Source organism: Streptomyces sp. NPDC034037 (assembly GCF_055575715.1).
Genome location: NZ_JBVISC010000001.1, coordinates 326,826 through 352,866 on the forward strand (window position 1 = coordinate 326,826; position 26,041 = coordinate 352,866).

Annotated in this window: 21 protein-coding genes; 9 read left to right on the plus strand and 12 right to left on the minus strand. The window is 72.7% G+C overall.

Annotated elements, in window-relative coordinates; translation table 11 throughout:
* Window positions 1–4: 4 nt before the first annotated feature.
* The 8 genes from ftsW to rsmH all read right to left on the minus strand — a co-directional run bounded on the left by ftsW (window position 5) and on the right by rsmH (window position 10,557).
* A complete protein-coding gene (gene ftsW, locus ACZ516_RS01535) occupies window positions 5–1,315 on the minus strand; it encodes a putative lipid II flippase FtsW (protein WP_467464898.1) in 1,311 nt (436 codons plus the stop codon).
* A gap of 46 nt (window positions 1,316–1,361) precedes the next feature.
* Complete coding sequence (gene murD, locus ACZ516_RS01540; protein WP_361081671.1) at window positions 1,362–2,801, minus strand: UDP-N-acetylmuramoyl-L-alanine--D-glutamate ligase; 1,440 nt, start codon at window positions 2,799–2,801, stop codon at window positions 1,362–1,364.
* On the minus strand, window positions 2,783–3,853 hold the full coding sequence (mraY, locus tag ACZ516_RS01545) for a phospho-N-acetylmuramoyl-pentapeptide-transferase (protein ID WP_358584294.1): 1,071 nt from the start codon (window positions 3,851–3,853) through the stop codon (window positions 2,783–2,785). Before mraY ends, murD begins: the two co-directional genes overlap by 19 nt.
* Window positions 3,850–5,265 (minus strand): UDP-N-acetylmuramoyl-tripeptide--D-alanyl-D-alanine ligase, encoded by a 1,416-nt coding sequence (locus ACZ516_RS01550; RefSeq protein WP_358700233.1) that lies wholly within the window; start codon window positions 5,263–5,265, stop codon window positions 3,850–3,852. The genes mraY and ACZ516_RS01550 overlap by 4 nt, the downstream gene beginning before the upstream one ends.
* 4 nt (window positions 5,266–5,269) lie before the next feature.
* Window positions 5,270–6,937 carry a UDP-N-acetylmuramoyl-L-alanyl-D-glutamate--2,6-diaminopimelate ligase gene (locus ACZ516_RS01555; RefSeq protein ID WP_469007982.1) on the minus strand — a complete coding sequence of 556 codons (1,668 nt, stop codon included), beginning with the start codon at window positions 6,935–6,937 and terminating at the stop codon, window positions 5,270–5,272.
* A gap of 25 nt (window positions 6,938–6,962) precedes the next feature.
* The gene (locus ACZ516_RS01560) at window positions 6,963–8,906 is read right to left on the minus strand and encodes a peptidoglycan D,D-transpeptidase FtsI family protein (protein ID WP_469007984.1); all 1,944 of its coding nucleotides are present in this window, start codon (window positions 8,904–8,906) and stop codon (window positions 6,963–6,965) included.
* Window positions 8,907–8,912: 6 nt separating this feature from the next.
* Window positions 8,913–9,533 (minus strand): cell division protein FtsL, encoded by a 621-nt coding sequence (gene ftsL / locus ACZ516_RS01565; RefSeq protein ID WP_469007986.1) that lies wholly within the window; start codon window positions 9,531–9,533, stop codon window positions 8,913–8,915.
* A gap of 64 nt (window positions 9,534–9,597) precedes the next feature.
* On the minus strand, window positions 9,598–10,557 hold the full coding sequence (gene rsmH, locus ACZ516_RS01570) for a 16S rRNA (cytosine(1402)-N(4))-methyltransferase RsmH (protein ID WP_358584299.1): 960 nt from the start codon (window positions 10,555–10,557) through the stop codon (window positions 9,598–9,600).
* A gap of 419 nt (window positions 10,558–10,976) precedes the next feature.
* Here rsmH and ACZ516_RS01575 point away from each other — a divergent pair, with 419 nt between their 5' ends.
* From ACZ516_RS01575 to ACZ516_RS01590, 4 genes are all read left to right on the plus strand, one after another.
* Complete coding sequence (locus ACZ516_RS01575) at window positions 10,977–11,534, plus strand: beta-class carbonic anhydrase (RefSeq protein ID WP_358584300.1); 558 nt, start codon at window positions 10,977–10,979, stop codon at window positions 11,532–11,534.
* A 220-nt stretch (window positions 11,535–11,754) separates the two neighbouring features.
* A complete protein-coding gene (locus ACZ516_RS01580; protein ID WP_358584301.1) occupies window positions 11,755–12,777 on the plus strand; it encodes an AAA family ATPase in 1,023 nt (340 codons plus the stop codon).
* Window positions 12,777–14,135, plus strand: coding sequence for a DUF58 domain-containing protein (locus ACZ516_RS01585; RefSeq protein ID WP_469007989.1), 1,359 nt, complete (start codon window positions 12,777–12,779; stop codon window positions 14,133–14,135). The genes ACZ516_RS01580 and ACZ516_RS01585 overlap by 1 nt, the downstream gene beginning before the upstream one ends.
* Window positions 14,132–16,585 (plus strand): transglutaminase TgpA family protein, encoded by a 2,454-nt coding sequence (locus ACZ516_RS01590; protein ID WP_469007991.1) that lies wholly within the window; start codon window positions 14,132–14,134, stop codon window positions 16,583–16,585. Before ACZ516_RS01585 ends, ACZ516_RS01590 begins: the two co-directional genes overlap by 4 nt.
* Before the next feature lie 136 nt (window positions 16,586–16,721).
* Here ACZ516_RS01590 and ACZ516_RS01595 read toward each other — a convergent pair whose 3' ends face one another.
* The 3 genes from ACZ516_RS01595 to ACZ516_RS01605 form a co-directional block, all read right to left on the minus strand.
* Window positions 16,722–17,132, minus strand: coding sequence for a DUF3040 domain-containing protein (locus ACZ516_RS01595; RefSeq protein ID WP_358590675.1), 411 nt, complete (start codon window positions 17,130–17,132; stop codon window positions 16,722–16,724).
* Window positions 17,133–17,403: 271 nt separating this feature from the next.
* On the minus strand, window positions 17,404–18,240 hold the full coding sequence (locus tag ACZ516_RS01600; RefSeq protein ID WP_361081684.1) for a class I SAM-dependent methyltransferase: 837 nt from the start codon (window positions 18,238–18,240) through the stop codon (window positions 17,404–17,406).
* A gap of 97 nt (window positions 18,241–18,337) precedes the next feature.
* The gene (locus ACZ516_RS01605) at window positions 18,338–18,886 is read right to left on the minus strand and encodes an SAV_6107 family HEPN domain-containing protein (protein WP_469007994.1); all 549 of its coding nucleotides are present in this window, start codon (window positions 18,884–18,886) and stop codon (window positions 18,338–18,340) included.
* A 163-nt stretch (window positions 18,887–19,049) separates the two neighbouring features.
* Here ACZ516_RS01605 and ACZ516_RS01610 point away from each other — a divergent pair, with 163 nt between their 5' ends.
* The 5 genes from ACZ516_RS01610 to ACZ516_RS01630 all read left to right on the plus strand — a co-directional run bounded on the left by ACZ516_RS01610 (window position 19,050) and on the right by ACZ516_RS01630 (window position 25,123).
* Window positions 19,050–19,844 (plus strand): ATP-binding cassette domain-containing protein, encoded by a 795-nt coding sequence (locus ACZ516_RS01610; RefSeq protein WP_361081688.1) that lies wholly within the window; start codon window positions 19,050–19,052, stop codon window positions 19,842–19,844.
* Entirely contained in the window at window positions 19,816–21,900 is a 2,085-nt protein-coding gene (locus ACZ516_RS01615) for a YhgE/Pip family protein (RefSeq protein ID WP_469007996.1), read from the plus strand. Before ACZ516_RS01610 ends, ACZ516_RS01615 begins: the two co-directional genes overlap by 29 nt.
* Window positions 21,901–21,947: 47 nt before the next feature.
* The gene (locus ACZ516_RS01620; RefSeq protein WP_469007997.1) at window positions 21,948–22,568 is read left to right on the plus strand and encodes a TetR/AcrR family transcriptional regulator; all 621 of its coding nucleotides are present in this window, start codon (window positions 21,948–21,950) and stop codon (window positions 22,566–22,568) included.
* A 395-nt stretch (window positions 22,569–22,963) separates the two neighbouring features.
* On the plus strand, window positions 22,964–23,578 hold the full coding sequence (locus tag ACZ516_RS01625) for a DUF4126 domain-containing protein (RefSeq protein WP_361081692.1): 615 nt from the start codon (window positions 22,964–22,966) through the stop codon (window positions 23,576–23,578).
* 45 nt (window positions 23,579–23,623) lie between these two features.
* Window positions 23,624–25,123, plus strand: coding sequence for a phytoene desaturase family protein (locus ACZ516_RS01630; RefSeq protein ID WP_358584181.1), 1,500 nt, complete (start codon window positions 23,624–23,626; stop codon window positions 25,121–25,123).
* A 19-nt stretch (window positions 25,124–25,142) separates the two neighbouring features.
* Here ACZ516_RS01630 and ACZ516_RS01635 read toward each other — a convergent pair whose 3' ends face one another.
* A complete protein-coding gene (locus ACZ516_RS01635) occupies window positions 25,143–26,018 on the minus strand; it encodes a hypothetical protein (protein WP_469007998.1) in 876 nt (291 codons plus the stop codon).
* Window positions 26,019–26,041: the final 23 nt, after the last annotated feature.

Genomic DNA, 26,041 nt, shown 5'->3' on the forward strand with positions numbered 1-26,041 from the left:
AAATTCACCGCTCTCCGGACGAACGCGCCTTGACGCGCCGTCGCATCGTGTTCCATCTCACCCGAGGTTGCCGCATGGCCAGGGCCGCCTTCGCAGCGGGGTCCGATCGCGCGAAGGCGATGAGGAGCCCGATGGCGAACATGGTCGGCAGCAGGGCCGAACCCCCGTAGGAGAACAGCGGGAGCGGGACACCGGCGATCGGCAGCAGACCGAGCACCGCACCGACATTGATCACGGCCTGCGCCGTGATCCAGGTGGTCACGCCTCCCGCGGCATACCTCACGAAGGGGTCCTCCGTGCGTCCGGCCACGCGGATACCCGCATAGCCTAGAGCCGCGAACAGGGCGAGCACCGACAGTGTCCCCGCAAGACCGAGTTCCTCCCCGGTGATGGCGAAGATGAAGTCGGTGTGGGGTTCAGGAAGTTGACCCCATTTTTCCACACTCGCGCCGAGGCCGGAACCGAAGAATCCGCCGGAGGCCAGGGCGTAGATGCCGTGCACGGCCTGCCAGCACTGGTCGCCGGGGCCCGGGTCGGTGGCGCCGATGCAGGCGAGCCGCGCCATGCGGTTGGGGCTCGTCTTGATGAGGATCACACCGAGCAGGGCGGCGACGCCGAGCACGCCGGCGAACAGCCGGGTGGGCGCGCCCGCGAGCCACAACAGGCCGAAAAGGATCGCGGTGAGAATGATCGCGGTGCCCATGTCGCCGCCGAGCATGATGAGCCCGAGCAGCATGAAGGCGACCGGCACGAGCGGCACCAGCATGTGTTTCCACTGGGTCAGCAGCCGCTTGTCGTGCTTGCGCGCGAGCAGGTCGGCGCCCCAGAGCACCAGGGCGAGCTTGCCGAACTCACTGGGCTGGAGCTGGAAGGGGCCGCCCAGGTAGATCCAGTTCTGGTTGCCGTTGACGCTGCGCCCTATCCCCGGGATCTGCACCAGGACCATCAGGAAAACGGTCACGGCGAGCATCGGATAGGCCAGTGCCCGGTGGAGTTTGACGGGCATCCGCATCGCGAGCAGCAGCAGGATCGCACCCAGTACGGCGGCGACGAACTGCTTGCGGAAGAAGTACGAGGCGGGCAGGTCGAGCTGGAGCGCCTGGATCATCGACGCGGAGTAGACCATCACCAGGCCGAGCACGGTGATCAGCAGGCTGCTGCCGAAGATCAGGTAATACGCCGTGAGCGGACGGTCCCAGGCCCGGCGGACCCGGTGGAAGAGCCGCCGGGGCCCGCTCTCGCCCGGGGGGTGACAGGCGCCTTCGGGGCGTACCGGAACCGGTCGTCTGGCGACCCTCACGGAAGACCTGGCCACGTTCCCCTCCCAAGGGTGTGCCCGGCGCCGGCCGGGCGCGGCCCGGTCAGGCGCGCGTGGAGCCGAGTTCGCGGACGGCGTCCGCGAACGCTTCACCACGCTCGTTGTAGTTGGTGAACATGTCCATCGACGCACAGGCCGGGGCCAGCAGTACGGTGTCCCCCGGCCGGGCCAGCTGTGCCGCCCGGCGTACCGCCTCGGACATCGCCCCAGTGTCGGTCCGGTCGAGGTCGACCACCGGGACCTCGGGGGCGTGTCGCGCCAGCGCTTCGCGGATCAGCGCGCGGTCGGCGCCGATCAGCACGACCCCGCGCAGCCGCTCGGCCGCCCCGGCGACGAGTTCGTCGAAGGTGGCGCCCTTGGCGAGGCCGCCCGCGATCCACACGACCGACTCGTAGGCCGCCAACGACGCCTGTGCCGCGTGGGTGTTGGTGGCCTTGGAGTCGTCGACGTAGGCGACCTCGGCGACGTCGGCGACGTGCTCCACGCGGTGGGCGTCCGGGCGGAAGGCCCGCAGGCCCTCGCGTACGGCCGTCGCCTGGACGCCGAAGGCACGGGCGAGGGCCGCCGCCGCCAGCGCGTTGGCGATGTTGTGCGGGGCGGGCGGCTCGACGTCGGAGATCTCCGCGAGCTCCTGCGCCTGCTTGTGGCGGTCCGGCACGAACGCACGGTCGACCAGGATGCCGTCCACGACGCCCAGTTGCGAGGGCGCGGGCGCGTTCAGCGTGAAACCGATGGCCCGGCAGCCCTCTTCGACGTCGGCGCCGCGGACCAGGTCCTCGGTGGCCTGGTCGGAGACGTTGTAGACGCAGGCGACGCGGTTGCCCTCGTAGACGCGGCCCTTGTCGGCGGCGTACGCCTCCATGGAGCCGTGCCAGTCGAGGTGGTCGGGCGCGAGGTTGAGGACCACCGCGGAGTGGGCGCGCACGGAGGGCGCCCAGTGCAGCTGGTAGGAGGACAGCTCGACGGCGAGCACGTCGTAGGCGTCGTCGCCCTCCTGGATCACGTCCACGATGGGGGTGCCGATGTTGCCGACGGCGGCGGTGCGCAGGCCGCCCGCGGTCAGGATCGAGGCGAGCATCCGCGTCGTCGTGGTCTTGCCGTTGGTGCCCGTGACGGCGAGCCAGGGGGCCGCGCCCGGGCCGCGCAGCCGCCAGGCGACCTCCACGTCCCCGACGACGTCCACGCCCGCCTCGGCGGCCGCCGCGAACAGCGGCGAGGACGGCTTCCAGCCGGGCGAGGTGACCACGAGGTCGGTGCCCTCGGGCAGCGTCTCGGCGTCACCCAGGCGTACAAAGACGCCCTCGGCCCGCAGCGGGGCGGCGCGCTCCTCGTGCGCCGCTCCCGAGCCGCCGTCCACGACGGTGACCCGCGCGCCGAGGCCGGCCAGGGCGCGGGCGGCGCTGATGCCGCTCACGCCGAGACCGGCGACGGTGATGTGCTTGCCCTGCCAGTCGGAGGCGGTGGTCACTTTTCGGCTGCCCATCCCGCGTAGAAGAGACCGAGGCCGACGATCACGCACATGCCCTGGATGATCCAGAAGCGGACCACCACAAGGACCTCGGACCACCCCTTGAGTTCGAAGTGGTGCTGGAGTGGCGCCATGCGGAAGACCCGCTTGCCGGTCATCTTGAAGGAGCCGACCTGGATGACGACCGACATGGTGATCATCACGAAGAGACCGCCGAGCAGCGCGAGGAGCAGCTCCGTGCGGGAGCAGATCGCGAGGCCCGCGAGCGCGCCGCCGAGGGCGAGCGAACCGGTGTCGCCCATGAAGATCTTGGCGGGCGAGGTGTTCCACCACAGGAAGCCGAAGCAGGCGCCCATCAGCGCGGAGGCCACGACCGCGAGGTCGAGCGGGTCCCTGACCTCGAAGCACGCCTGGGGGTTGGTCAGCGTCGTCGCGTTGGCGCAGGACTCCTGGTACTGCCAGACACCGATGAAGGTGTAGGCGCCGAAGACCATCACCGAGGCGCCGGTGGCGAGGCCGTCCAGGCCGTCGGTGAGGTTCACGCCGTTCGACATCGCGAGGATCATGAACAGCGCCCAGACCACGAACAGGACCGGGCCGATCGACCAGCCGAAGTCCGTGACGAACGACAGCTTGGTGGAGGCCGGGGTCTGGTTGCGGTTGTCCGGCCAGTTCAGCGCGAGCACGGCGAAGCCGATGCCGACGATCAGCTGGCCGGCCATCTTCGCCTTGGCCCGCAGGCCGAGCGAACGCTGCTTGACGATCTTGATGTAGTCGTCGAGGAAGCCGACGAGGCCCATGCCCGCCATCAGGAAGAGCACCAGCAGGCCGGAGAGCGTGGTCTCCGTGCCCGTGATGATCTTCGTGAGGAAGTAGGCGATGAGCGTGGCCAGGATGAAGGCGATACCACCCATGGTCGGCGTACCGCGCTTGCTGTGGTGCTCGCGCGGGCCGTCGTCCCGGATGAACTGGCCATAGCCCTTGCGGGCCAGGAGCTTGATCAGCAGAGGAGTGCCGACCAGGGTCAAGAAGAGCCCGATCACACCCGCGAAGAGGATCTGCCTCATCGGCCGGAGACCTGCCCCTCGGAAGCCACCGCGGCGTCTTCGAGCAGCGCCGAGGCGACCCGCTCCAGACCGACCGACCTGGACGCCTTCACCAGCACGACGTCTCCCGGGCGCAGCTCGCTGCGCAGCAGGTCGATCGCCGCCTGTGCGTCGGACACGTGCACCGACTCCTCACCCCACGAACCCTCGTTGTATGCGCCCAGTTGGAGCCAGGACGCTTCCCTGCCCCCGACTGCCACGAGCTTGCTCACGTTGAGCCGGACGGCAAGGCGTCCGACCGCGTCGTGCTCGGCGAGACCCTCGTCCCCGAGCTCGGCCATCTGACCGAGCACCGCCCACGTACGGCGCCCCTTGCCGATCGCCGCGAGCGCGCGCAGGGCGGCTCGCATGGACTCGGGGTTCGCGTTGTAGGCGTCGTTGACGACCGTCACACCGTCCGGGCGCTCGGTGACCTCCATACGCCAGCGGGACAGCGTGCCCGCCTCGGAGAGCGCGAGGGCGATCTCGTCGACGGACATGCCCAGCTCATGGGCGACGGCGGCCGCGGCAAGCGCGTTCGACACGTGGTGCTCACCGTACAGCCGCAAGGTCACTTCGCTGCACCCGGAGGGTGTGTGCAGCGTAAAAGCGGGCTGCCCGATCGTGGTGAGCCGGACATTCTCGGCACGTACGTCGGCGTCCTCGGCCTCTCCGAAGAGCAGCACGCGCGCTTTCGTTCGCGAGGCCATGGCGCGTACGAGCGGGTCGTCGGCGTTGAGGATCGCGGCGCCTTCGGCGGGCAGCGCCTCCACCAACTCGCCCTTTGCCTGCGCGATCTGCGCCCGGCCGCCGAACTCGCCGATGTGGGCGGTGCCGACGTTCAGGACGAGGCCGATCTTCGGCGGTGTGAGCTCGGTGAGGTAGCGAATATGGCCGATTCCGCGCGCTCCCATCTCCAGGACGAGGAAGCGCGTCTCGTCCGTGGCGCTGAGCGCGGTCAGCGGCAGGCCGATCTCGTTGTTGAGGGAGCCCGGCGTGAAGACCGTGGGTGCCTTGCGCCGCAGTACCTGCGCGAGCAGGTCCTTGGAGCTGGTCTTGCCGACCGAGCCGGTCAGCGCGACCAAGGTGGCGCCGAGCCGCTCCACGACGTGGCGTGCGAGGGCGCCGAGCGCCGCCTGCACGTCGTCGACGACCACGGCGGGCACGCCGACCGGCCGCGAGGCGAGTACGGCGACCGCGCCCGCGGCGACCACGTCGGCCGCGTAGTCGTGGCCGTCGACACGCTCGCCGACGAAGGCGACGAAGAGGCTGCCGGGCTCCACTTCACGGGAGTCCCGGACGACGGGTCCGGTGACCTGGACGGCCGGATCCGGTATGTCGTACGTCTGCCCGCCGACGACGCTGGCGATCTCGGCGAGGGAGAGGGCGATCACAACTTCATCCCTGGGTTTGCTGGATAGCTTCGCGAAGCACCTGGCGGTCGTCGAAGGGACTCACCACCCCGGCGATGTCCTGCCCCTGCTCGTGTCCCTTGCCCGCGACCAGGACGGTGTCGCCCGGTCGCGCGCGGACGACGGCCGCGCGGATGGCGGCGGCGCGGTCCTCGAAGACGGCGACGTCGCCGCGCTCGTGGGCCGGCACCTCGGCGGCGCCGGCGAGCATCGTGGCGAGGATCGCGAGGGGGTCCTCGCCACGGGGGTTGTCCGAAGTCAGTACGGCGGTGTCGGCGAGGCGGGCCGCGGCCGCGCCCATCGGCATCCGCTTGGTCTTGTCCCGGTCGCCGCCGCAGCCGAGGACGATGTGCAGCTTGCCCTCGGTGACCTTGCGCAGCGCGCGCAGCACCGACTCGACGGCGTCCGTCTTGTGGGCGTAGTCCACGACGGCGAGGTAGGGCTGGCCCGCGTCGACACGCTCCAGGCGGCCCGGCACGCCCGGCACCGCGGCGATGCCGTCGGCGGCCCGCTGCGGGTCGATCCCGGCGACCGCCAGCGAGACGATCGCGGCGAGGGTGTTGGCGACGTTGAACGGGCCGGCCAGCGGCGACTTCGCGGTGACGCGCTCGCCCTTGGGTCCGACGGCGACGAACGTGGAGTCGAGCGGGCCGACCTCGACGTCCTCGGCGCGCCAGTCGGCGTCCGGGTGCCCCTCGGCGGAGAAGGTGACGACCGGCACCTCGGACTCGGTGACGAGGCGGCGCCCGTACTCGTCGTCGAAGTTGACCACACCGAGCCGCGAGCGCCGCTTGGTGAACAGCTGCGCCTTGGCCTGGAAGTAGTCCTCCATGCCGGAGTGGAACTCCATGTGCTCCGGGCTGAGGTTGTTGAAGACGGCGACGTCGAAGACGCAGCCGTCCACCCGCCCGAGCACCAGGGCGTGGCTGGAGACCTCCATGGCGACCGCCTCGACGCCGCGTTCGCGCATCACCGCGAACAGGGCCTGGAGGTCGGTGGCTTCGGGGGTGGTGCGCTCCGACTTGATGCGCGTCTCACCGATGCGCATCTCGACCGTGCCGATCAGGCCGGTCGCGCGCAGCCCCTTGAGTCCGCCCTCGACGAGGTAGGCGGTCGTGGTCTTGCCGGACGTGCCGGTGATGCCGATCTGGAGCAGATCGCGGCCGGGATGGCCGTAGACCGTCGCGGCCAGCTCACCCATCCGGTCGCGCGGGCTGTCGACGACCAGGACCGGCAGGCCGGTCGTGGCCGCGCGCTCGGCGCCGGTCGGGTCGGTCAGGATCGCGGCGGCGCCGAGGTCGGCGGCCTGGGCGACGAAGTCGGCGCCGTGCATGCGGGCACCGGGCAGCGCGGCGTAGATGTCACCGGGGCGGACCGCGCGAGAGTCGTGCGTGATGCCCGTGATCTGTGTGCCGCCGGTGTCCCCGGCCGCTTCGACGGCGACGCCCAGCTGGCCCGCCAGGTCCGTCAGTGAGGCCGCGGAGACCTGTTCCGGCCGCGGCGGTCCCGGGTAGGTCACGGGAGCGCCCTTCTGGGTGATTTGGGACTGATCAGCGTGTGGCACGGCGGTGAGCGTACCGGGCGTACCCCTCTCGGAGCGAAGTGAGGGGCGTGGCGGCGGGTGGTTCCCGGGGCCGGGGGTGATCGTTGTCACGGGCGGTTCCTGGTGGGTCTCAGGGCTAGAAGGTGACGGGGAGGCGGGCGGGACCGCTTCCCGTCGGCGGGACTTGGAGCGTCTTGAGGGCGAACTCCATGACTTCCTTGTAGATGGGGCCGCAGATCTGGCCGCCGAAGTAGCTGCCCTTGGTGGCGTTCTGGATCGCGCAGTAGACGGTGACGCGCGGCTTGTCGGCGGGGGCGAAACCGGCGAAGGAGGAGGTGTAGCCCTTGTAGCGGCCGGTCGCCGGATCGACCCGGTTGGCCGTACCGGTCTTGCCCGCCACCCGGTAGCCGGGGATGCGGGCCTTGGTGCCGGTGCCCTCCTCGTCGTCGACGACGGATTCGAGCATCTGCGCGAGGGTCCGGGCCGTCTTGTCGCTCACCACCCGGGTCTTCCTGGGCTTCGGGGCGGGGGTGAAGCGGCCGTCGGGGCCCTTCGTGCCGCGCACCAGGGTGGGCTCGACGCGTACGCCGCCGTTGGCGATGGTCGAGTACACCGAGGCCGCCTGCATGGCGTTGATCGACACGCCCTGGCCGAAGGGGATCGTGAACTGCTGCGAGGTGGACCACTTCTCGGGGGGCGCGAGGATTCCGGACGTCTCGCCGGGGAAGCCGAGCCCGCTCTCCTTGCCGAGGCCGAACTTGCGCAGGTAGGAGTAGAGGACCTTGTTGGCCTCGCGCTGCGTCTTGCCCAGTTCCCCGGTGGCGAGGATGGTGCCGATGTTCGAGGACTTGGCGAGCACGCCGTTGAGGGTCAGCTGCCAGGTGGGGTGGTCGATGTCGTCCTGGAAGAGGCGGTCGCCGCGGTGCAGCCGGTTGGGCACCGTCACATGGGTGCCCGGCGTGGCCACGTTCTCCTCCAGGACCGCCGCCATCGACATGACCTTGGCGGTGGAGCCGGGCTCGAAGGCGTCCTGGAGCGCGGCGTTGCCGAGCGCCGTGCCGCTGGCCTTCGAGAGGTCGTTGGGGTCAAAGCCCGGGGCGTTGGCCATCGCGAGGACCTCGCCGGTCCTGCTGTCCTGCACTATCACGTAGCCGCGGTCGGCCGCGGACTTCCGGACCTGCTCGGTGATGGCGTTCTGCGCGGCCCACTGGATGTCGCGGTCGATGGTGAGTTCGATGTCGGAGCCGGGCACGGCGGGCGTCTCCGTGGAGCCCGCGGTCGGCACGCGCCGGCCACCGGACTGGGCGTAGCGGATCTTGCCGTCCTCGCCCGCCAGCTGCTTGTCGAGCTGCCGCTCCAGGCCGCCGCCGCCCTCGCCGTCGGAGTTGACCCAGCCCAGTATCCCGGCGGCCAGGTCGTGGTTCGGATAGACGCGCTTGCTGCTCGGGTCGGCGAGGACGCCGGCCAGGACGTTGGGCGAGTTCGGGTCGGTGCCGGCCTTCTCGGCGAGCGCGCCGCGCAGGTCCTTGATCTGCTTCCAGACCTGGGGGGTCTGGCGCGTGGCGAGCAGGACGTAGCGCGTGCGGGGGGTCTTGAGCTGCTTGGCCAGCGCGGTGGCGTCCTTGCCGAGGATGGGCGCGAGGAGCGCGGCCGCCTGCTCGGGCGCGTCCTTGGTCTTCGTCTCCTTCGGCGTGAACAGGGTGGGGTCCGCCGTGATGTCGTACGCGTCCACGCTGGCGGCCAGTTCGACGCCGCCGCGATCGGTGATGCGCCCGCGCTCGGCGGCCAGGGTATGCGTGGAGTAGCGGTTCTTCTCGGCCTTGGCCGCGTACACACTGGCGTCCACGGCCTGCACCTGGAGCAGGCGTACGACGAAGGCCAGCATCACCAGCGTCAGGCCCAGGCTGACCATGCGAAGGCGCGGGCGGGGGCTGCCCAGGCGGATCGTGCGCGGCCGGGCCTTCGGCGCGGGACGGCGGGCGGCGGGGCGCCCCGAGGGGGCCGGGCGGCGGGGCGCGGCGGGGCGGGCGGGCCGAGCGGGCCCTGGCACCCGGCGCCGCGGGGGTTCCCTGTCGGACACTTAACGTCACCTGCCGGAGGTCGTCGGGGGGCCGGGCATCGCGGGCCGGGGGGTCGTGGGCCGGACAGTCGTGGGTCGGACATTCAGGGGCCGAGGAGTCGTGAGCCGGGCCGGGGGCTCCGCGCGCGCGGGTCCGGAGGCCGTGGCCGTGGGCGCGGAGGCCGACGCCGAGGCCGAGGCTGAGGCGCTTGCGGAGGCCGGCGCGGAGGGCCGGACGGTGAGCGCCGGGGGCGCCGCTTCCTGGGGGCGCGGCGCGGGCCCGGCGGCGGCGCCGGGCACTCCGCGCACGGTCCCGTCGGGGTTCAGGAAGGCCGGGTCGCCGCCGGGGACCAGGCCGAGTTCGGCGGCGCGCCGCTGGAGGGCGTCGGGGGCCGCGAAGCCGTCCACGTCGCGCTGGAGCTGCTGCTCCTCCTCGGTGAGGTCCTTCGTCTCCTTCTTCAGCTCGCTCACCTGGAACGAGCCTTCGTTGAGCGAGGAGTTCAGGATGAGCAGCGTGATCAGGCCGCCGCCGAGGAGCAGGACGACCAGCAGGACGAAGGGGGTGCGGGCCGCCTGGTTGGAGCTCTGCGGCAGCAGTCGCGCGAGGCGGGCGGCTCTCCCCCGCAGCTCGGGCTTCTTCTTGCTCATAAAGCCTCCTCGCGGACTCGGCTCGGCAAACTCGGGCTCAGGGGCCGTGCGGCGGGGCCGGGCGTCAGCCGACGTCCTCGCGGATGCGCTCCGCGCCGCGCAGCCGGGCCGGGGCCGCCCTGCGGTTCTCGGCGATCTCCTCCTCGGTGGGCAGTTCGGCGCCCCGGGTCAGGAGCTTGAGCCGCGGCTGGTAGCGCTCGGGGACGACGGGCAGGCCGGGCGGGGCCGTGTTCGCCGCACCGGCCGCGAACACCTGCTTGACCAGGCGGTCTTCGAGGGAGTGGTACGACAGGACGGCGATCCGGCCGCCGACGGCCAGCGCCTTGACGGCCGCGGGCACGGCCCGTTCCAGGACGCTCAGTTCGCCGTTGACCTCGATGCGCAGGGCCTGGAAGGTGCGCTTGGCGGGGTTGCCGCCGGTGCGCTTGGCGGCCTGCGGCAGGGAATCGCGGATCAGTTCGACGAGCCGCGCGCTGTTGCTGAACGGCTCCTTGTCGCGCTCGCGCACGATGGCGCTCACGATGCGCTTGGCCTGCTTCTCCTCGCCGTACGCGCGCAGGATCCGCACCAGTTCGCCGGGCGCGTAGGTGTTGAGGACCTCGGCCGCGCTGATGCCGGTCGTCTGGTCCATGCGCATGTCCAGGGGGGCGTCCTGGGCGTACGCGAATCCCCGGTCGGCCTCGTCCAGTTGCATGGAGGAGACCCCGAGGTCGAACAGGACGCCCTGGACGCGCCGGACGTCCAGGCGGTCGAGCACCTCGGGCAGCTCGTCGTAGACCGCGTGCACCAGGGTGGCCCGCTCGCCGTAGGGGGCGAGCCGCTCGCCGGACAGGCGCAGCGCCTCCTTGTCGCGGTCCAGGGCGATGAGGCGGGCTGCGGGGAAGGTGGCGAGGAGCGCCTCGCTGTGACCGCCGAGGCCGAGGGTGCAGTCGACGACGACCGCTCCCGGCTCGGCGAGGGCGGGGGCCAACATGTCCAGGCACCGCTGGAGCATCACCGGGACGTGTCGGCTGTTGTCGGTCAAGGGGCCCTCTCAGGTCCGGCGCGGCGCTCGTACGCACTGCCGGGTCCCCGCCCGCTCCGTGAAGGGGAATGGTCCGCCGGCGCCGGGAAAGTGGCGTCAGCCGACCGGGAGCGGGAGGAGGCCGAGCCGTACGTACGCGCCGCGCACGTGGGGATTCAGGGAATCTCCGGGATGTGCGGTCCAGCGGGGAGCAGGTCACGTCTCCCGCTTCGCGTCACTTTAGTCCACCGTGTCGCCCGGTCAATCAACCGGCCTGCGCGTCGCGGACCGGTCCGGGGAGAGCGGGGAGAGGGCGCGGCTCACCCGTTCGGACGGGGCGCGGCAAGCCCCTGTGGGGTACCTCACAACAAGAGTCTTTGACATTTTTTGTCCCTTCTCGCGACGGGCCAAGACGATCAGTGAGCACTAACGTCATAGCCATGTCGACTTCCGCATCCCCTTCCGGCCCCACCCCCACAGCGCCGAACGGTGACCTGGCCGCCGACGCGGTCACCGACCGTCTGGTGGAGGCGAACGTGCGCTACGCCGCCGGCTTCACCGATCCCGGCATGGATGCCCGCCCCGTGCTGCGCGTGGCCGTCGTCGCCTGCATGGACGCGCGCCTCGACCTGCACGACGCGCTCGGTCTGGAGCTGGGCGACTGCCACACCATCCGCAACGCGGGCGGTGTGGTCACCGACGACGTCATCCGCTCCCTGACCATCAGCCAGCGGGCGCTGGGCACCCGCAGCGTGGTCCTCATCCACCACACCGGCTGCGGCCTGGAGTCCCTCACCGAGGAGTTCCGCCAGGACCTGGAGACCGAGGTCGGGCAGCGGCCGACCTGGGCGGTGGAGTCCTTCCGCGACGTCGACCAGGACGTACGCCAGTCGATGCAGCGCGTGCGGACCTCCCCGTTCCTGCTGCACACCGGCGACGTCCGCGGCTTCGTGTTCGACGTGACCACGGGTCTGCTGAGGGAAATCGACCCTGCGTGACGGACAAAAGTCACTGAGACCCCCCAAAGCGTCGCCAGTTATCCACAGGCGAGTGACACGACCCGCTACGCCCAACAACAATGCGGGGTGACACCACACCGACCGTTCAGGCGTGGTGTCGGTGAATTCGTGTGGACCGGGTCGCGCGCGTGAGCGGCGGCCCGGACACGGGGTATCCCCTGCTCCTCAAGAGCTTCGGGGAAGGGCCGAGGAGGGCCGGGTGACGACCTATGACGATCGAGCGAGCCTCACAGACCTGACCACCACAGCGGAGCGCGTCCGCAGGTCGGTGGAGGGTGTGATCGAAGGCAAGCCGGAGGTCGTACGGCTTTCGCTGACGGTGCTCCTCGCCGAGGGGCACCTGCTCATCGAGGACGTGCCGGGCGTGGGCAAGACCATGCTCGCCAAGGCGCTCGCGCGCTCCGTCGACTGCTCGGTGCGGCGCATCCAGTTCACGCCCGACCTGCTGCCCTCGGACATCACCGGGGTGTCGATCTTCGACCAGCAGCGCCGGGACTTCGAGTTCAAACCCGGCGCGATCTTCGCCCAGATCGTGATCGGCGACGAGATCAACCGCGCCTCCCCCAAGACGCAGTCCGCGCTCCTGGAGTCCATGGAGGAGCGCCAGGTCACCATCGACGGGCAGACCTACGAACTGCCCAGCCCCTTCATGGTGGTGGCCACCCAGAACCCCGTGGAGATGGAGGGGACCTACCCCCTGCCCGAGGCGCAGCGCGACCGTTTCATGGCGCGGGTCTCGATCGGCTATCCGGGCCCGGAGGCCGAGCTGCGGATGCTCGACGTGCACGGCGGCGTCTCACCCCTGGACGACCTCCAGCCGGTGGCGCACGCGCACGACATCGTGAAGCTCATCGACGCGGTCCGCACGGTCCACGTGGCCGAGTCCGTGCGGCGGTACGCCGTGGACCTCGTCGCCGCCACCCGCAGCCACCCGGACCTCAGACTCGGCGCCTCCCCGCGCGCCACGCTGCACCTGGTGCGCGCCGCCAAGGCCTCCGCCGCGCTCAGCGGCCGGGAGTTCGCCCTGCCGGACGACGTGCAGGCCCTGGCCGTCGCGGTCCTCGCGCACCGCCTGCTGCCCACCGCGCAGGCCCAGCTGAACCGCCGCACCGCCGAATCGGTCATCCTGGAGATCCTCCAGCACACGCCCGTCCCCGCCGCCGCCCCACCGGGCGCCGGCGCCTTCTTCGACCAGCGGCCGCCCGGCACCCGGGGGCTCTGATGACGGCCGGGGGGATGCCGGCGGGGCCCGCGCAAGGCGACAGCGCCGGGCTGCGCACGGCTCTCGCGGGCCTGACCACCCGCGGACGCTCCTTCCTGGCGGCCGGGGTCGCCGCCGCCATCTGCGCCTACGTCCTCGGCCAGGCCGACCTGCTGCGCGTCGGGCTGCTGCTCGCCGTGCTGCCGCTGGTCTGCACCCTGGTCCTCTTCCGCACCCGCCACCGCGTGGCGAGCAGCCGCAGGCTCTCCCCCGCGCGCGTGCCCGCCGGTTGTGAGGCCCGGGTGCACCTGCGGATGGACAACGTCACCCGGCTGCCCACCGGACTGCTGATGCTCCAGGACCGGGTGCCCTACGTCCTCGGTCCCCGGCCGCGGTTCGTGCTCGACCGCATCGAGGCGGGCGGACGCCGCGAGGTGTCCTACCGCGTCCGCTCCGACCTGCGCGGGCGCTATCCGCTGGGACCGCTGCAACTGCGCCTGACGGACCCCTTCGGCATGTGCGAGCTGACCCGCTCCTTCTCGACGTACGACACCCTCACCGTCATCCCGCGCGTGGAGGCACTGCCCCCGGTGCGGCTCACCGGCGAGGCCAAGGGGTACGGCGAGGGGCGCAACCGCTCGCTGGCGCTCGCCGGCGAGGACGACGTCATCCCGCGCGGCTACCGCCACGGCGACGACCTGCGCCGGGTGCACTGGCGCTCCACCGCGCGCTACGGCGAGCTGATGGTCCGCCGCGAGGAGCAGCCGCAGCGCGCCCGCTGCACGGTGCTGCTGGACACCCGGGGCGCCGGCTTCCGGGGCGCGGGGCCCGACTCGGCCTTCGAGTGGGCGGTGTCCGGCACGGCCTCCGCCCTGGTGCACATGCTGGAGAGGGGCTTCTCGGTACGGCTGCTGACCGACACCGGCACCTCCGTGCCGGGCGAGGGCTCCGACGGCTTCGCGGGCGCGAGCCAGGAGTCGGCGGACGCGGCCGGCCTGATGATGGACACCCTCGCGGTCGTCGACCACTCCGACGGGGCCGGGCTCTCCCGCGCGTACGACGTGCTGCGCGGCGGCAACGAGGGCCTGCTCGTCGCCTTCCTCGGCGACCTCGACGAGGAACAGGTGGCGGTGGTCGCCAAGATGCGCCGCCGCAGCGGCGCCGCGGTCGCCTTCGTCCTGGACGGCGCGGCCTGGGCGCGGGGCCCCGGCGGTGTGCCCTCCGGCGCCGGTGAGGCGCGGGTGCGGATGCTGCGCGAGGCGGGCTGGACGGCGCTGCCGGTGCCCCCGGGGGCGAGCCTGGCCGACCTGTGGCGGCAGGCGGACCACGCCCGCGCCGCCGGATCGCACGGGGGTACGACAGTGGGGGGATGGTCATGAGTGGACGCGCGCGGCTCGCGCTGTGCGCCACCGCGGCCACGGTGCTGGCGTCGAGCGCGCTGCTGCCGCTCGTCGACCCGGCGACGTGGTTCCTGCAGGCGGTGCTCCTGCTCGCCCTGCAGAGCGGGGTGGGCGCGCTGGCCCGGCGGGCGCCGCTTGCCAGGCCGCTGACCGTGGCCGTCCAGGCGCTGGTGACGCTGCTGCTGCTCACCCTGGTCTTCGCCCGCGAGCAGGCGCTCGCGGGGATAGTGCCCGGGCCCGAGGCGTTCCGCCGCTTCGGCGTGCTCCTGGAAGCGGGCGGCGCCGACGTCGGGCGGTACGCGATCCCGGCGCCGCTCAGCGACGGCATCCGGTTGATGCTGGTGGGCGGGGTCCTGGTGATAGGCCTCGCGGTGGACGCGCTCGCGGTGACCTACCGCACGGCGGCCCCGGCCGGGCTGCCACTGCTCGCGCTCTACTCGGTCGCGGCGGGGCTCTCCGGGAGCGGCGCCGGATGGCTGTGGTTCCTGTTCGCCGCCTGCGGCTATCTGCTGCTGCTCCTGGCCGAGGGGCGGGACCGGCTCTCGCAGTGGGGCCGGGTGTTCGGCGGGGGCGCCCCGCGCTCTCCGGGACGGGTCTCCGGCGGGCTGGAGACGCGTGGCGGGGCGAGTGCGCCCGTGCGCACCGGGCGGCGCATCGGCGCTCTCGCGCTGGGGGTCGCCCTGGTGGTGCCGCTCGCGCTGCCGGGCCTGGACGGCGGCCTCCTGGGCGGCACCGGGGGTCCGGGCGGCAACGGCACGGGCGGCGGCGGGACGATCTCCGCCGTGAACCCCCTGGTCGCGCTCCAGGACAGCCTGAACCAGCCGGAGGACCGGGAGGTCCTGTCGTACCGCACGAACACCGAGCAGGGCGAGGAGCTGTATCTGCGGATCGTCTCGCTCGACCAGTTCGACGGCACCACCTGGAAGACCACCGTCCGGGGCATCGAGGACGTGCCCTCGCCGCTGCCCGATCCCCAGGGGCTGTTCCCCGACGTCCGCAGGACCGAGATCCGCACGAAGATCTCGGCCGCCGACGGCTACGCGCAGAACTGGCTGCCCATGCCGTTCCCCGCCAGCCAGGTGGACATCGGCGGCCGGTGGCGGTTCGAACCGGTGGGCCGCGCTCTGGTCGGCGACCGCGGGCAGACCACGCGCGGCGTCGACTACGAGGTCAGGAGCCTGGTCGTGGAGCCCACGGCCGCCCAGCTGGCCAACGCCTCCTCGCCCCCGGCGAACCTGCGGCGGGAGTTCACCAAGGTGCCCGACTCGCTGCCCGCCATGGTCGCGGACACCGCCCGCCGGGTCACCAAGGGCTCCGCGAACCCCTACGAGCAGGCGGTCAAGCTCCAGGACTACTTCGCCTCGGACGGCGGATTCACGTACAACACGCAGGTCAAGGCGGGCAGCGGCCCGTCGGCGATCGAGAAGTTCCTGAGGCAGAAGGAGGGCTTCTGCGTCCACTTCTCCTTCGCGATGGCCTCCATGGCGCGCACGCTCAGCATACCGGCCCGGGTCGCGGTGGGCTTCACGCCGGGGTCCGCGCAGGCCGACGGCACGATGTCGGTCGGGCTGCGGGACGCGCACGCCTGGCCCGAGCTGTACTTCGAGGGCGTGGGCTGGACCCGTTTCGAGCCGACGCCCAACCGCGGTTCGGTGCCCGACTACACCCGCTCGGACACCCCTTCCGGTGATACGAGCGACGCGGACACCCCGGAGCCGTCCCGTACCTCCGAGCCGTCCGCCGCGCCCTCGGCGTCCGACAGCTGCCCGCCCGAGGTGCGCAAGCAGGGCGGGTGCGCGAGTGCCGCGCCGCAGGTTGCCGCCGGTTCGGGCGGCGACGGCCCGCCCGTCGGGACGATCGCCCTGGTGGCCCTCGCCGCGCTGCTCCTGCTCACGCTGCCGCTGCTGCCCCTGCTGTGGCGGACCCGGGTGCAGACGGTGCGACTGGGCCCGGCCGGTGTCGTCGAGGGCGGCGCGGCCCTCACGCCCGCGGTCGCCGCGCCCCGGACCCTGGGCGCCTGGCTGGAGGTGACCGACACGGCGTGGGACCTCGGCATCGAGCCGGACGAGTCGCAGACGCCCCGCAGGGCCGCCGAGCGGATCATCCGCGTCGGGCAGCTGTCCCCCGACCCGGCACAGGCCCTCCACCGGGTGGCGACCGCCGTGGAGCAGGTGCTCTACGCGCCCACTCCGCAGCCGCCGCCGGCCGGGCTGCTCGACGACGTGCGGCGGGTGCGCGCGGGGCTGCGGGCCTCGGCGAGCCGGCCGGCCCGGCTGCGGGCGACACTCGCGCCGCGTTCGGCCGCCCGGGTGGTGTGGGCGCTCTCCGGGCGCTGGACGGCGTTCGGCACCCGCTGGAGCGAGCGGGCCGCCGAGCGGTGGGCGGCCCTGACCCGCAGACTGCCGCGGCGGGCTCCGCGCCAGGGATGAGGCGCCGCCAGCCCTGGCCTGCGCACGGGTGAGAGGTGCACACGCAGGAGAGGGGCATACGTGTGAGGGGTGGCCGCCGTGGGCGGTCACCCCTCACATGGTCACGGTCTGGTGTGGCGGCCTCGCGGGGACGAGCTCACTGACCACCCTGCTGTTCGTCGCGGCGGCGCTGCCACCGCTGCTCGATGCGGTCCATGACGGAACGGCGCTGCCTGGTCTGCCGATGAGCCTGCGCTCCACCCTGCGCGGCCGCGCCCGAGGGCTGCTCGCCCGGCTTCGGGGCCTTGCGCCAACCGGTGACGGCGAGCACAGCGCAGCCCAGCATGACGAGGAATCCCACCACGCTGATCCAGATCTGCTGGGCGACCATTCCGGCCATGAGAAGGGCGATGCCCACCAGGAAGCCGACGACCGCTTGGTAGACCCGCTTCCGGGTGTACGTACGCAGCCCGCTTCCCTCAAGCGCTGTCGCGAACTTGGGATCTTCGGCGTACAGCGCTCGCTCCATCTGCTCGAGCATGCGCTGCTCGTGCTCCGAGAGCGGCACGGAGTCCTCCTCATCGTGCAGTCGCCGGGGCGACCGGGGGTCCCCTTCAGGATAGGCAGGGAATCGCCCCCGTGAAACCCGCCCCTCTGCGCCAACTTCGCCAAACCGGGCCAACACATCGCTCCGGCTCGCTGAAGCGTGCATTCCCCGGCGGCCGAACCGTCATGCGGGACGGTGTCCCTCGATCATACGGCGCCGGTCACCCGTTCGGGGGGCCTGTGGCGTACTCCATGTGCCGCCGCGCCGCTGATCAGCGGCGGGGCGGGGTCCCTCAGGGCTGGTCCGTACCGCGCGCCTGCCCCAGGACGTGGAGCTGGGTGGCCACGGAGTGGAAGGCGGGCAGCTCGGCGGCGGCGGCCTCCAGCTCCAGGAGGGCCTCCATGGCACCCGGCTCGGTGTCCACCAGGACGCCGGGGACGAGGTCGGCGAAGACCCGCACGCCGTGCACCGCGTCGACGCGCACACCGGCGGCCTCGACCAGCTCGGTGAGCTGCTCGGCGGTGAAGCGGCGCGGCACGGGGTCGCCCGCGCCCCAGCGGCCCGCCGGGTCGGTGAGCGCGGTCCGCGCCTCCTTGAAGTGCCCGGCGAGGGCCCGCGCGAGCACGGCGCCGCCGAGGCCGGCGCCGAGGAGGCTGAGCACACCGGCGGGGCGCAGCGCGTCGACGGCGAGGCGCACGCCCTCGGCCGGGTCGTCCACGTACTCCAGGACGCCGTGGCACAGGACGGCGTCGAAGCCGCCGCGCTCGACCACGTCGAAGAGGCCGAGGACATCGCCCTGGACCCCGCGCACACGCTCGGCGACGCCGGCCTCGGCGGCCCGGCGCTCCAGCGCGAACAGGGCGTTGGGGCTGGGGTCCACGACCGTGACACGGTGGCCGAGGCCGGCCACGGGCACCGCGAAGTTGCCGCTGCCGCCCCCGGTGTCGAGCACGTCCAGCCCGGTGCGCGACTGGCGGCCGACGGCCTCGGTGCGGCGGTCCAGGGCCTCCTTGAGGACGTCCCAGACCACGGCGGTACGCAAGGAAGCGCGCGGGCGAGGGGAGTCGGAGCGCAGCGACGCCGCTTGGGGGCGGTGGGGGGAGACGGGCGGGCGCATCGGGTCCGACACGGCAGTTGACTCCTCGGCGCGTGGGTGGGCGATCGTCCCCACCCTATTGCCTGTCGCCCGGTGCCCCGCCCACCCGTCCCGGGCGACGAGCCGCCGGTCAGCCCACGTTCGGCCGCTCCTCTCCCGCCTCCACCGGCTCGGGCCTCGGCTGGGGCAGGACGGGCTGGAGGACCAGCATCCGCTCGACCAGGCGCAGGAACATCGCCACGTCCCGCACGAGGTCGTCGGCGTCGCGGCCGGTGGCGGCCCCCCGGATGCCCGCCTCGGCGCGGGCCCGGCGGGCGGCGCCGGAGGCGAACAAGGCGCTCCACTCGGACAGTTCGGGCGCGATCTCGGGCAGGACCTCCCAGGCGCTGCGGATGCGCTGCCTGCGGCGCGGGGTCGGCTCGGGCCTGCCGCGGGCGGCGAGGACGGCGGCCGCGGTGCGCAGGGCGGCCAGGTGGGCGGTGGCATAGCGCTCGTTCGGGGCGTCCAGGCGGGCGGCCTCGTCGATTCCGGCGCGGGCCTGGGCGAGGAGTTCGAGGGCGGCGGGCGGGGCGGTCGCGCGGCGCAGGACGGGGTGGACGTCGCTCGCCGGGCCGTTCAGCGCGGGTGCGGGGCGCATGGCGCTGTGCCGGTGTGCTGCTGCCGCGGAAGTGCTGGCCATGACGAACCTCCTGTCGTCGTGTGACGGCACTGTGGCCGTATGTGCCCATCGTGGGCCACGCCACTGACAATCGGCTCTGACCTGGACCTTTGCGTCGAGTGGGGGTTCGGGCCTACTTTTGTACTGACTGGTCAGTTCAAAAACCGGGTTGTCAGGGGGGATTGTGGACGGTTCGACCGAGGCCGCTCGTGGAGTCGCCGTCGCCGCCGAGGGGTTCGGGCTCAAGGGCCCGCGCGGCTGGGCGTTCCACGGCATCGACATCGACGCCGGGCCCGGATCGCTGATCGCTCTGGAGGGCCCGTCCGGCTCGGGCCGCACCTGCCTCCTGCTCGCTCTGACGGGACGTATGCGCGCGACCGAGGGCCACGCACGCGTGGCGGGCTTCCGCCTGCCCGAACAGCTGGCCTCCGTGCGTCGGATCAGCGCCCTGGGACCCGTGCCCGGGGTCACCGATCTCGACCCGGCGCTGACCGTCGCCGAGCATCTGCACGAACGGGCGCTCCTTGAGCGGCGGTTCGGCGGTCCGCTGCGGGGCCTCTTGCGGCCGCGTGCCGAGCGGCGCGAGGAGACGCGGTTGCGCGTGGCCGCCGCGCTGGCCGCCGCGGGGCTCGACCTGGAGTCGCTGCCCAAGGGGCGCAGGACCTCCGTACGCGATCTGGAGCGGCTCGAGGCCCTGCGCCTGTCCGTGGCCCTCGCGCTGATCGGCCGGCCGCGGCTGCTCGGGGTCGACGACACCGACCTGAAGCTCTCGGATGCCGAACGCGGCGAGGCCTGGGACCTGTTGAGGTCCCTCACGGAGAGCGGCACGACCGTCGTGGCGGTGTGCAGCGAGGCGCCCGAGGGCGCGGTCGTGGTGCGCACCGGCGCCCGGCCGGTGCCGGACACCGAGCGGGAACAGCACGGTGGCGACGACGACAAGGAGACGGCGGATGCGCTCGCCCAAACTGGCCTCGCTTGAACTGAGGCGCTTCGGCAGGGGCAAGCTGCCACGGGCCGCGCTCGTCGCGCTCCTGCTGCTCCCCCTGCTGTACGGCGCGCTGTACCTGTGCTCCTTCTGGGACCCGTACGGGCGTCTCGACCGCATACCCGTCGCGCTCGTCAACGAGGACGAGGGGGCCACCGCGCAGGGCAAGAAGCTCCGGGCGGGCGACTCCATCGTGCACAAGCTGCACGACAGCAAGACCTTCGAGTGGCACGAGGTCACCGACGCCGAGGCTCGCGAGGGCGTCGAGGACGGGAGGTACTACCTGTCGCTGACCATGCCCTCGGACTTCAGCAAGCGCATCGCGTCCAGTTCCGGGGATTCCCCGGAGACGGGCGCCCTGCGGGTGCGTACGAACGACGCGAACAACTACATCGTCGGGCAGATCTCGCGGACGGTCTTCTCCGAGGTGCGCAGGGCCGCGTCGACCAAGGCCTCGCGCTCCTTCCTCGACAAGATCTTCATCTCGTTCTCCGACATCCACGACAAGACGCAGCAGGCCGCGGAGGGCGCGGACAGGCTCGACGGCGGCATCGGCAAGGCCAAGAAGGGCTCCACGGACCTCGCGAAGGGGCTCGGGGACGCCAAGGAGGGCAGCGCCGAGCTGGCCTCGGGCGTCAAGAAGCTCCACAAGGGCGCGGGCGACCTGAAGAGCGGCGCGCGGCAGGTCGCGGACGGCACCCACCGGCTCGCCGGCAAGGTCAACGGCACCGCGGACAAGGTGCGGCCCTTCCTGAAGGACAACGGCAAGACCATCGGGGACACCGCCCAGTTGGTCGCCGACACCTCCAAGGCGATGCGCCGCGACCTGGACGACTGGGTCAAGCTCGCCCCCGGGGCCGCCAAGGGCGCCAAGGAGGGCTCCAGGATCATCGGCGACTTCTATGCGAAGCACTGCGAGAACGCAGCGGTGCCCGATCCCGGTTGCCCCAAGTTCAAGGAGGCCAAGGAGGCCGCCGAGAACGTCTCCACCATCGCGGACGACATGAACACCGTGATCAAGGACCAGCGCGGCGACGCCAAGCGGCTCGACAAGCACCTGGCCACCCTCCAGAAGAAGTCGCAGGCCCTCGCCGACCGCGCCCCGCACCTCGACGAGGACCTGGACAAGGCCGTCACCCAGATCAACGAACTGGACAGGGGCGCCGGCAAGGTCGCCGACGGCGCCAAGAAGCTGCACACCGGCCTCGGCACCGCCAAGACGGGCGCCAGCGACCTCGACACGGGCATCGGCAAGTTGGAGACGGGCGCGAGCGACCTCAAGGGCGGCATGTTCAAGCTCGCCGACGGCTCGGCGAAGCTGTCCGGCGGGCTGCACGACGGCGTCAAGAAGATCCCCGACTACGGCAAGAAGGACCGCGACGCCCGCACCGACGTCATGGCCGACCCGGTGCAGCTCGCCTCGCGGTCACTGCACAAGGCGCCCAACTACGGCACGGGTTTCGCGCCGTACTTCATCCCGCTGTCCCTGTGGGTGGGCGCGATGGTGGCGTACATGCTGATCGCGCCGCTCAACCGGCGCGCGCTCGCCGCGGGCGCGTCCGCGTGGCGCATCGCGCTGGCCGGCTGGCTGCCCGTGGTGGCCCTCGGGGTGCTCCAGGTGGCGGCCCTCATGTCGGTCCTGCACTGGGGGCTCGGCCTCCAGATGGCCAGGGCGGCCGGCACCATCGGCTTCCTGTGCCTGACCACGGCGTGCTTCGCGGCCATCGTGCAGTGGCTCAACGCCCGCTTCGGGGCGGCCGGGCGCATCCTCGTCCTGGCCGCGCTCATGCTCCAGCTGACGTCGGCGGGCGGCACCTATCCCGTGCAGACGAGCCCCGGCTTCTTCGGGGCGATCCACCCCTTCCTGCCGATGAGCCATGTCGTCGACGCGCTGCGCAGGCTGATCACCGGCGGCGGCCTCGGGCCCGTCTGGCAGGCGTGCGCGGTCCTGGCCGCCTTCACGCTGGGCGCGTTGGCGCTCACCGCGCGCTCCGCGCACCGCAAGCAGGTGTGGACCCTGGAGCGGCTGCACCCGGAGCTGAGCCTGTGAGCGCATCGAGGACGGGTGGCCCCGCGGGACCTGTGAGAATCAAGGTCATGGACAGCAGTGCAGGCAGCTCCCGGCGCGAGGCCACCCGGCAGAAGCTCTACGAGGCGGCCGTCACGCTCATCGCGGAACAGGGCTTCTCCGCCACGACGGTCGACGAGATCGCCGAACGGGCCGGGGTCGCGAAGGGCACGGTCTACTACAACTTCGCGAGCAAATCGGTCCTCTTCGAAGAGCTGCTGCGGCACGGCGTCGGTCTGCTGACCGCCTCCCTGAGGGAAGCGGCCGAGGAGACGCGCGCGAGCGGCGGCAGCAATGTCGACGCCCTCGACGCGATGATCAGGGCCGGTCTCGTCTTCATCAACCGCTACCCCGCCTTCACCCAGCTGTACGTCGCCGAGCTGTGGCGCACGAACCGCGCCTGGCAGTCCACCCTGCTCGTGGTCAGGCAGCAGGCCGTCGCGGTGGTCGAGGACGTGCTGCGGGCGGGCGTCGCCGGCGGGGAGCTGAGCGATGAGATCGACATCCCGCTGACGGCCGCGGCGCTCGTCGGGATGGTGCTGGTCGCCGCCCTCGACTGGCAGGCCTTCCAGCCGGAGCGTTCCCTGGACGACGTGCACGCGGCGCTCTCGCGGCTGCTCCAGGGCCGGGTCAGCGGCACGCGCGCGTAAGGCGGTCGGCAGCCAGGCACGCGCGCGTAGCGGTACGGCAGCCCGGTACGCGCCCGTACGAAGGCGCCGGTCCGGTGCCCCCTGTTCGCCAGGCGGCACCGGACCGGCGCCTTCTTCGTGTCCCCCGTGACCCCCGTGCGTCCCCCGTGTGGTCGCCCCCCCGAGTCACCTCGCTCCCGCCTCGCGGCGGAAGGAGCGGCCAAGGGCCCGGCGCGGTTCCGCCGCCCCGTGTCGGCGGTACCGGCGCCGTGCCCTTCTCCGTGGCCCCCACTCTGCCGTCTTCGCAGGTGGGGGCCTATCCGCGCGCGTACTCATCTCCGCGGATAGGTACGGATACTCAGACGTGCGCGCCGATGCCCGGGCCGCGCCGCCCGACAGTGGTTACGATCGCGTCCGTGTCCGTACTCCCCCTGGTGTTCACCAGCGGCTGGGCGAGCGGGATCAACGCGTACGCCGTTGTCCTGCTGCTCGGCGTCTTCGGCGCCACCGGCGTCAGCGACGAGGTGCCCGAGGCGCTTCAGCGGCCGGACGTGCTGATCGCCGCCGGGGTGCTCTTCCTCTGCGAGGCCGTCGCCGACAAGATCCCCTACGTCGACTCCGTCTGGGACTCGGTGCACACGGTCGTCCGGCCGGTGTCCGGCGCCGTGGTGGGCGCGCTGCTCGCGGGCCAGAGCGGGTCCCTGTCGGACCTCGCGGCGGGCGCCGTGGGCGGTTCGACGGCGCTGGCCAGCCATGCGGTGAAGGCCGGCACCCGGATGGCGATCAACACCTCGCCCGAGCCCTTCAGCAATGTCGTGATGAGCACGGCCGAGGACCTCGGGGTCGGCGGGCTCATCTCCTTGGCGATGTTCCACCCCGAGGCCGCCGCCGTCATCGCGGCGGTGCTCCTGCTGCTCGGCCTGTTCCTGCTGTTCTTCCTCCTCTCGCGCATCCGCCGGTTCCTGCGGCGCGGGGCGCAGCGGCGCGAGGAGAGACGGCTGGCCGGACGGGACGGGCCGCCCGCGCTCTGAGGCCCTGCGGCACGGCTGTCGGTGGTGGCCGATAAAGTCCCTGGCATGGCACGGATTGTGGTGATCGGCGCCGGGATGGGCGCCATGACGGCCGCCGCCCGGCTGGCCGTCGCGGGCCACCGGGTGGTGGTGTACGAACGCGGGCGGACCTACGGCGGCGCGCTCGGCCGCGTCGAGCGGGACGGGTTCGCCTTCGACACCGGGCCCGGCCTGCTCCAGCTCCCCGCGGTCTACCGCGACGTGTTCGTCAAGACCGGCAAGGAGCCCCTGGAGCAGTGCGTCGAGCTCTCCCAGGTGGAGCCCGCCGTGCGCCACGTCTTCGCCGACGGCACCACGACCGACCTGCCGAACGCCTCGCGCGCGGGCGTCGGCGAGGCCCTGGACGCGGCCCTCGGCGCCGGCGCGGGCGCCCGCTGGGCGGCGTTCATGAACCGCGCGAGGGAGACGTGGGACCGCACCCGCCGCCCCCTCCTGGAAGAGCCCCTGTACCCGAACTGGCAGGTGCTCGGCGCCCGCGAGCCGTACCCCGCCGTGCCCCACAAGCGCCTGCTGCGCCGTGAGCGCCGCGCGGGCACCCTCAGTGAGATCGGCGAGCTGGAGCTGGGCGGCGACGCCCGGCTGCTGGCGCTCCTGGAGCAGTTCGCCCTCGCGCAGGGCCTCGACCCCCGGTCGACCCCGGCGAGCGCGGCCGTCCTGCCGTACCTGGAGCAGACCTTCGGCACCTGGTCGGTGCGGGGCGGCCTGCGCGCGCTGGCCACGGCGGTGTACGAGCGGTGCCTGGCCCGCCGGGTGGAGTTCGTGTTCGACACGGCGGTGGTCCGGATCGTCGAGAAGGACGGCCGGGCGGCGGGTGTGGAGCTGGCCGACGGCTCGACGGCCGACGCCGACTTCGTGGTGGCCGGTGTGGCACCCACCGTGCTGGACGGGATGCTCTCCGGTGTGGAGATACGGGCGCGGGACGACGTCCCCGCGCGCGCCGGGCTGCCCAGCCGCCTGACGGTCCTGCTGGCCCTGTCGGGCGCCCGCCCCGAGGGCGCCCCGCACCGGACGGTGCTGCACTCCCGCGACCGGCAGGACGAGCTGGAGCGCCTCTTCGGGGAGCGACCGGGCCTGCCCGCCTCCCCCACCGTGACGGTGCTGCGCCCCGACGACCCGAGCCTGACGCCCGACGGCGCGCACGAGGCGGTGACGCTGACAGTGACGGTGCCCGCGCGCCTGGAGGTGGGCCCGGCCGACGTGGAGCGGGTGATCTCCCGGGCCGAGTCCGTCCTCCCGGGGCTGCGCGAACGCCTCCTGTGGCACGGGACGCACACCCCGGCCGACATCGCCGAGGCCACCGGAGCCGACGGCGGCGCGGTCCCCGCCCCGGCGCTCGCGGCGGCCGGCGGACGGCTCCTGCACCCGTCCAACAGCACCCGCCTGCCGGGCCTCTTCGCCGTCGGCGGCTGGTCGCACCCGGGCGGCGGCCTGCCCCACGCCGGCATGTCGGGCGCGCTGGTCGCGGGGCTGATCGTCGAGGGCCCCGACTTCCGGGGCTCCCAGTGACCCTGACCTCCGCAGGGGGTCAGTAGCGGTACTGCTGCTCGTTGTAGCCCGAGTTGTCGTGGCCGTCGTGGCCGTCGTGGCCCTCGTGGCCGTCGGCGTGTCCGTTCTGGGGCGGGTAGGGCTGCTCCGCCGGGAGTTCGCCGCCGTACTGCCCCTCGGTGGAGCGCTGGTGCGGCACCCAGACGCCGCCGGGCGGGGTGTCGTCGTAGACCTCGCCGGGCCCGCCGTAGGTGTCGCCGCCGTACGGGGCGTAGCTCTGCTGGTCGCCGTAGCCGGCGTAGCTCTGTCCCGCGTCGTAGGTCTGGGTGCCGACGTACGGGTCGGAGTACGCGGCGTACTGCTGGTGCCCGGTCTCGTCGTAGCCGTAGTGCTGCTGGTCGTAGCCGGGGAAGGGCGCGGCGTCGAAGTCGTTCCCGGCAGCCTGCGGAGCGGCGGGCGGGGCGGGCGGGGCGTACGGCGTGTCGCTGTAGACGCCGTACTGCCCGGTGTCGTCGGGCAGGGGCTGCGGTTCGTGGACCGCCGGGTCGTGCGCGGGAGGCGGCGGGACCTGCTCGTACTCCAGGTCGGACACCTGGAGCGCCGGTTCCCGCACGTCCGCGGCGGGCCGGGACGGCTTCTTGCGGCGCTTGCTGAGGCCTGGTTTGCCGCCGAGCGCCCAGCCGGTGGAGAAGCCGCGGCGGAACGACAGCGTCACGTACGTCTGGCCGACGGCGAAGGCGATGGCGCCGGCCGCGATGACCAGGACCGAGGAGAGCACCACGCCGACGACGACGCCCAGGAAGCCCACGAAGGCCAGCAGGCGCCAGCGCAGCCTGGCCTTGTACTGCAACAACACCTCGCCGAGCAGCCACAGCGCGACGAATCCGAACGCGATGTAGAGGACCGTCCAGCCCATGTACGCCCCACTCCCCTACGGCC

Bases quoted from the DNA above. Each gene is read 5' to 3' on its own strand.
- ACZ516_RS01615 (WP_469007996.1), top strand. From the start codon at position 19,816: ATGCGCTCGCCCAAACTGGCCTCGCTTGAACTGAGGCGCTTCGGCAGG.
- ACZ516_RS01605 (WP_469007994.1), bottom strand. From the start codon at position 18,886: ATGGCCAGCACTTCCGCGGCAGCAGCACACCGGCACAGCGCCATGCGC.
- ACZ516_RS01630 (WP_358584181.1), top strand. From the start codon at position 23,624: ATGGCACGGATTGTGGTGATCGGCGCCGGGATGGGCGCCATGACGGCC.
- ACZ516_RS01635 (WP_469007998.1), bottom strand. From the start codon at position 26,018: ATGGGCTGGACGGTCCTCTACATCGCGTTCGGATTCGTCGCGCTGTGG.
- ACZ516_RS01575 (WP_358584300.1), top strand. From the start codon at position 10,977: ATGTCGACTTCCGCATCCCCTTCCGGCCCCACCCCCACAGCGCCGAAC.
- murD (WP_361081671.1), bottom strand. From the start codon at position 2,801: ATGGGCAGCCGAAAAGTGACCACCGCCTCCGACTGGCAGGGCAAGCAC.
- ACZ516_RS01620 (WP_469007997.1), top strand. From the start codon at position 21,948: ATGGACAGCAGTGCAGGCAGCTCCCGGCGCGAGGCCACCCGGCAGAAG.
- ACZ516_RS01585 (WP_469007989.1), top strand. From the start codon at position 12,777: ATGACGGCCGGGGGGATGCCGGCGGGGCCCGCGCAAGGCGACAGCGCC.
- mraY (WP_358584294.1), bottom strand. From the start codon at position 3,853: ATGAGGCAGATCCTCTTCGCGGGTGTGATCGGGCTCTTCTTGACCCTG.
- ftsL (WP_469007986.1), bottom strand. From the start codon at position 9,533: ATGAGCAAGAAGAAGCCCGAGCTGCGGGGGAGAGCCGCCCGCCTCGCG.
- ACZ516_RS01590 (WP_469007991.1), top strand. From the start codon at position 14,132: ATGAGTGGACGCGCGCGGCTCGCGCTGTGCGCCACCGCGGCCACGGTG.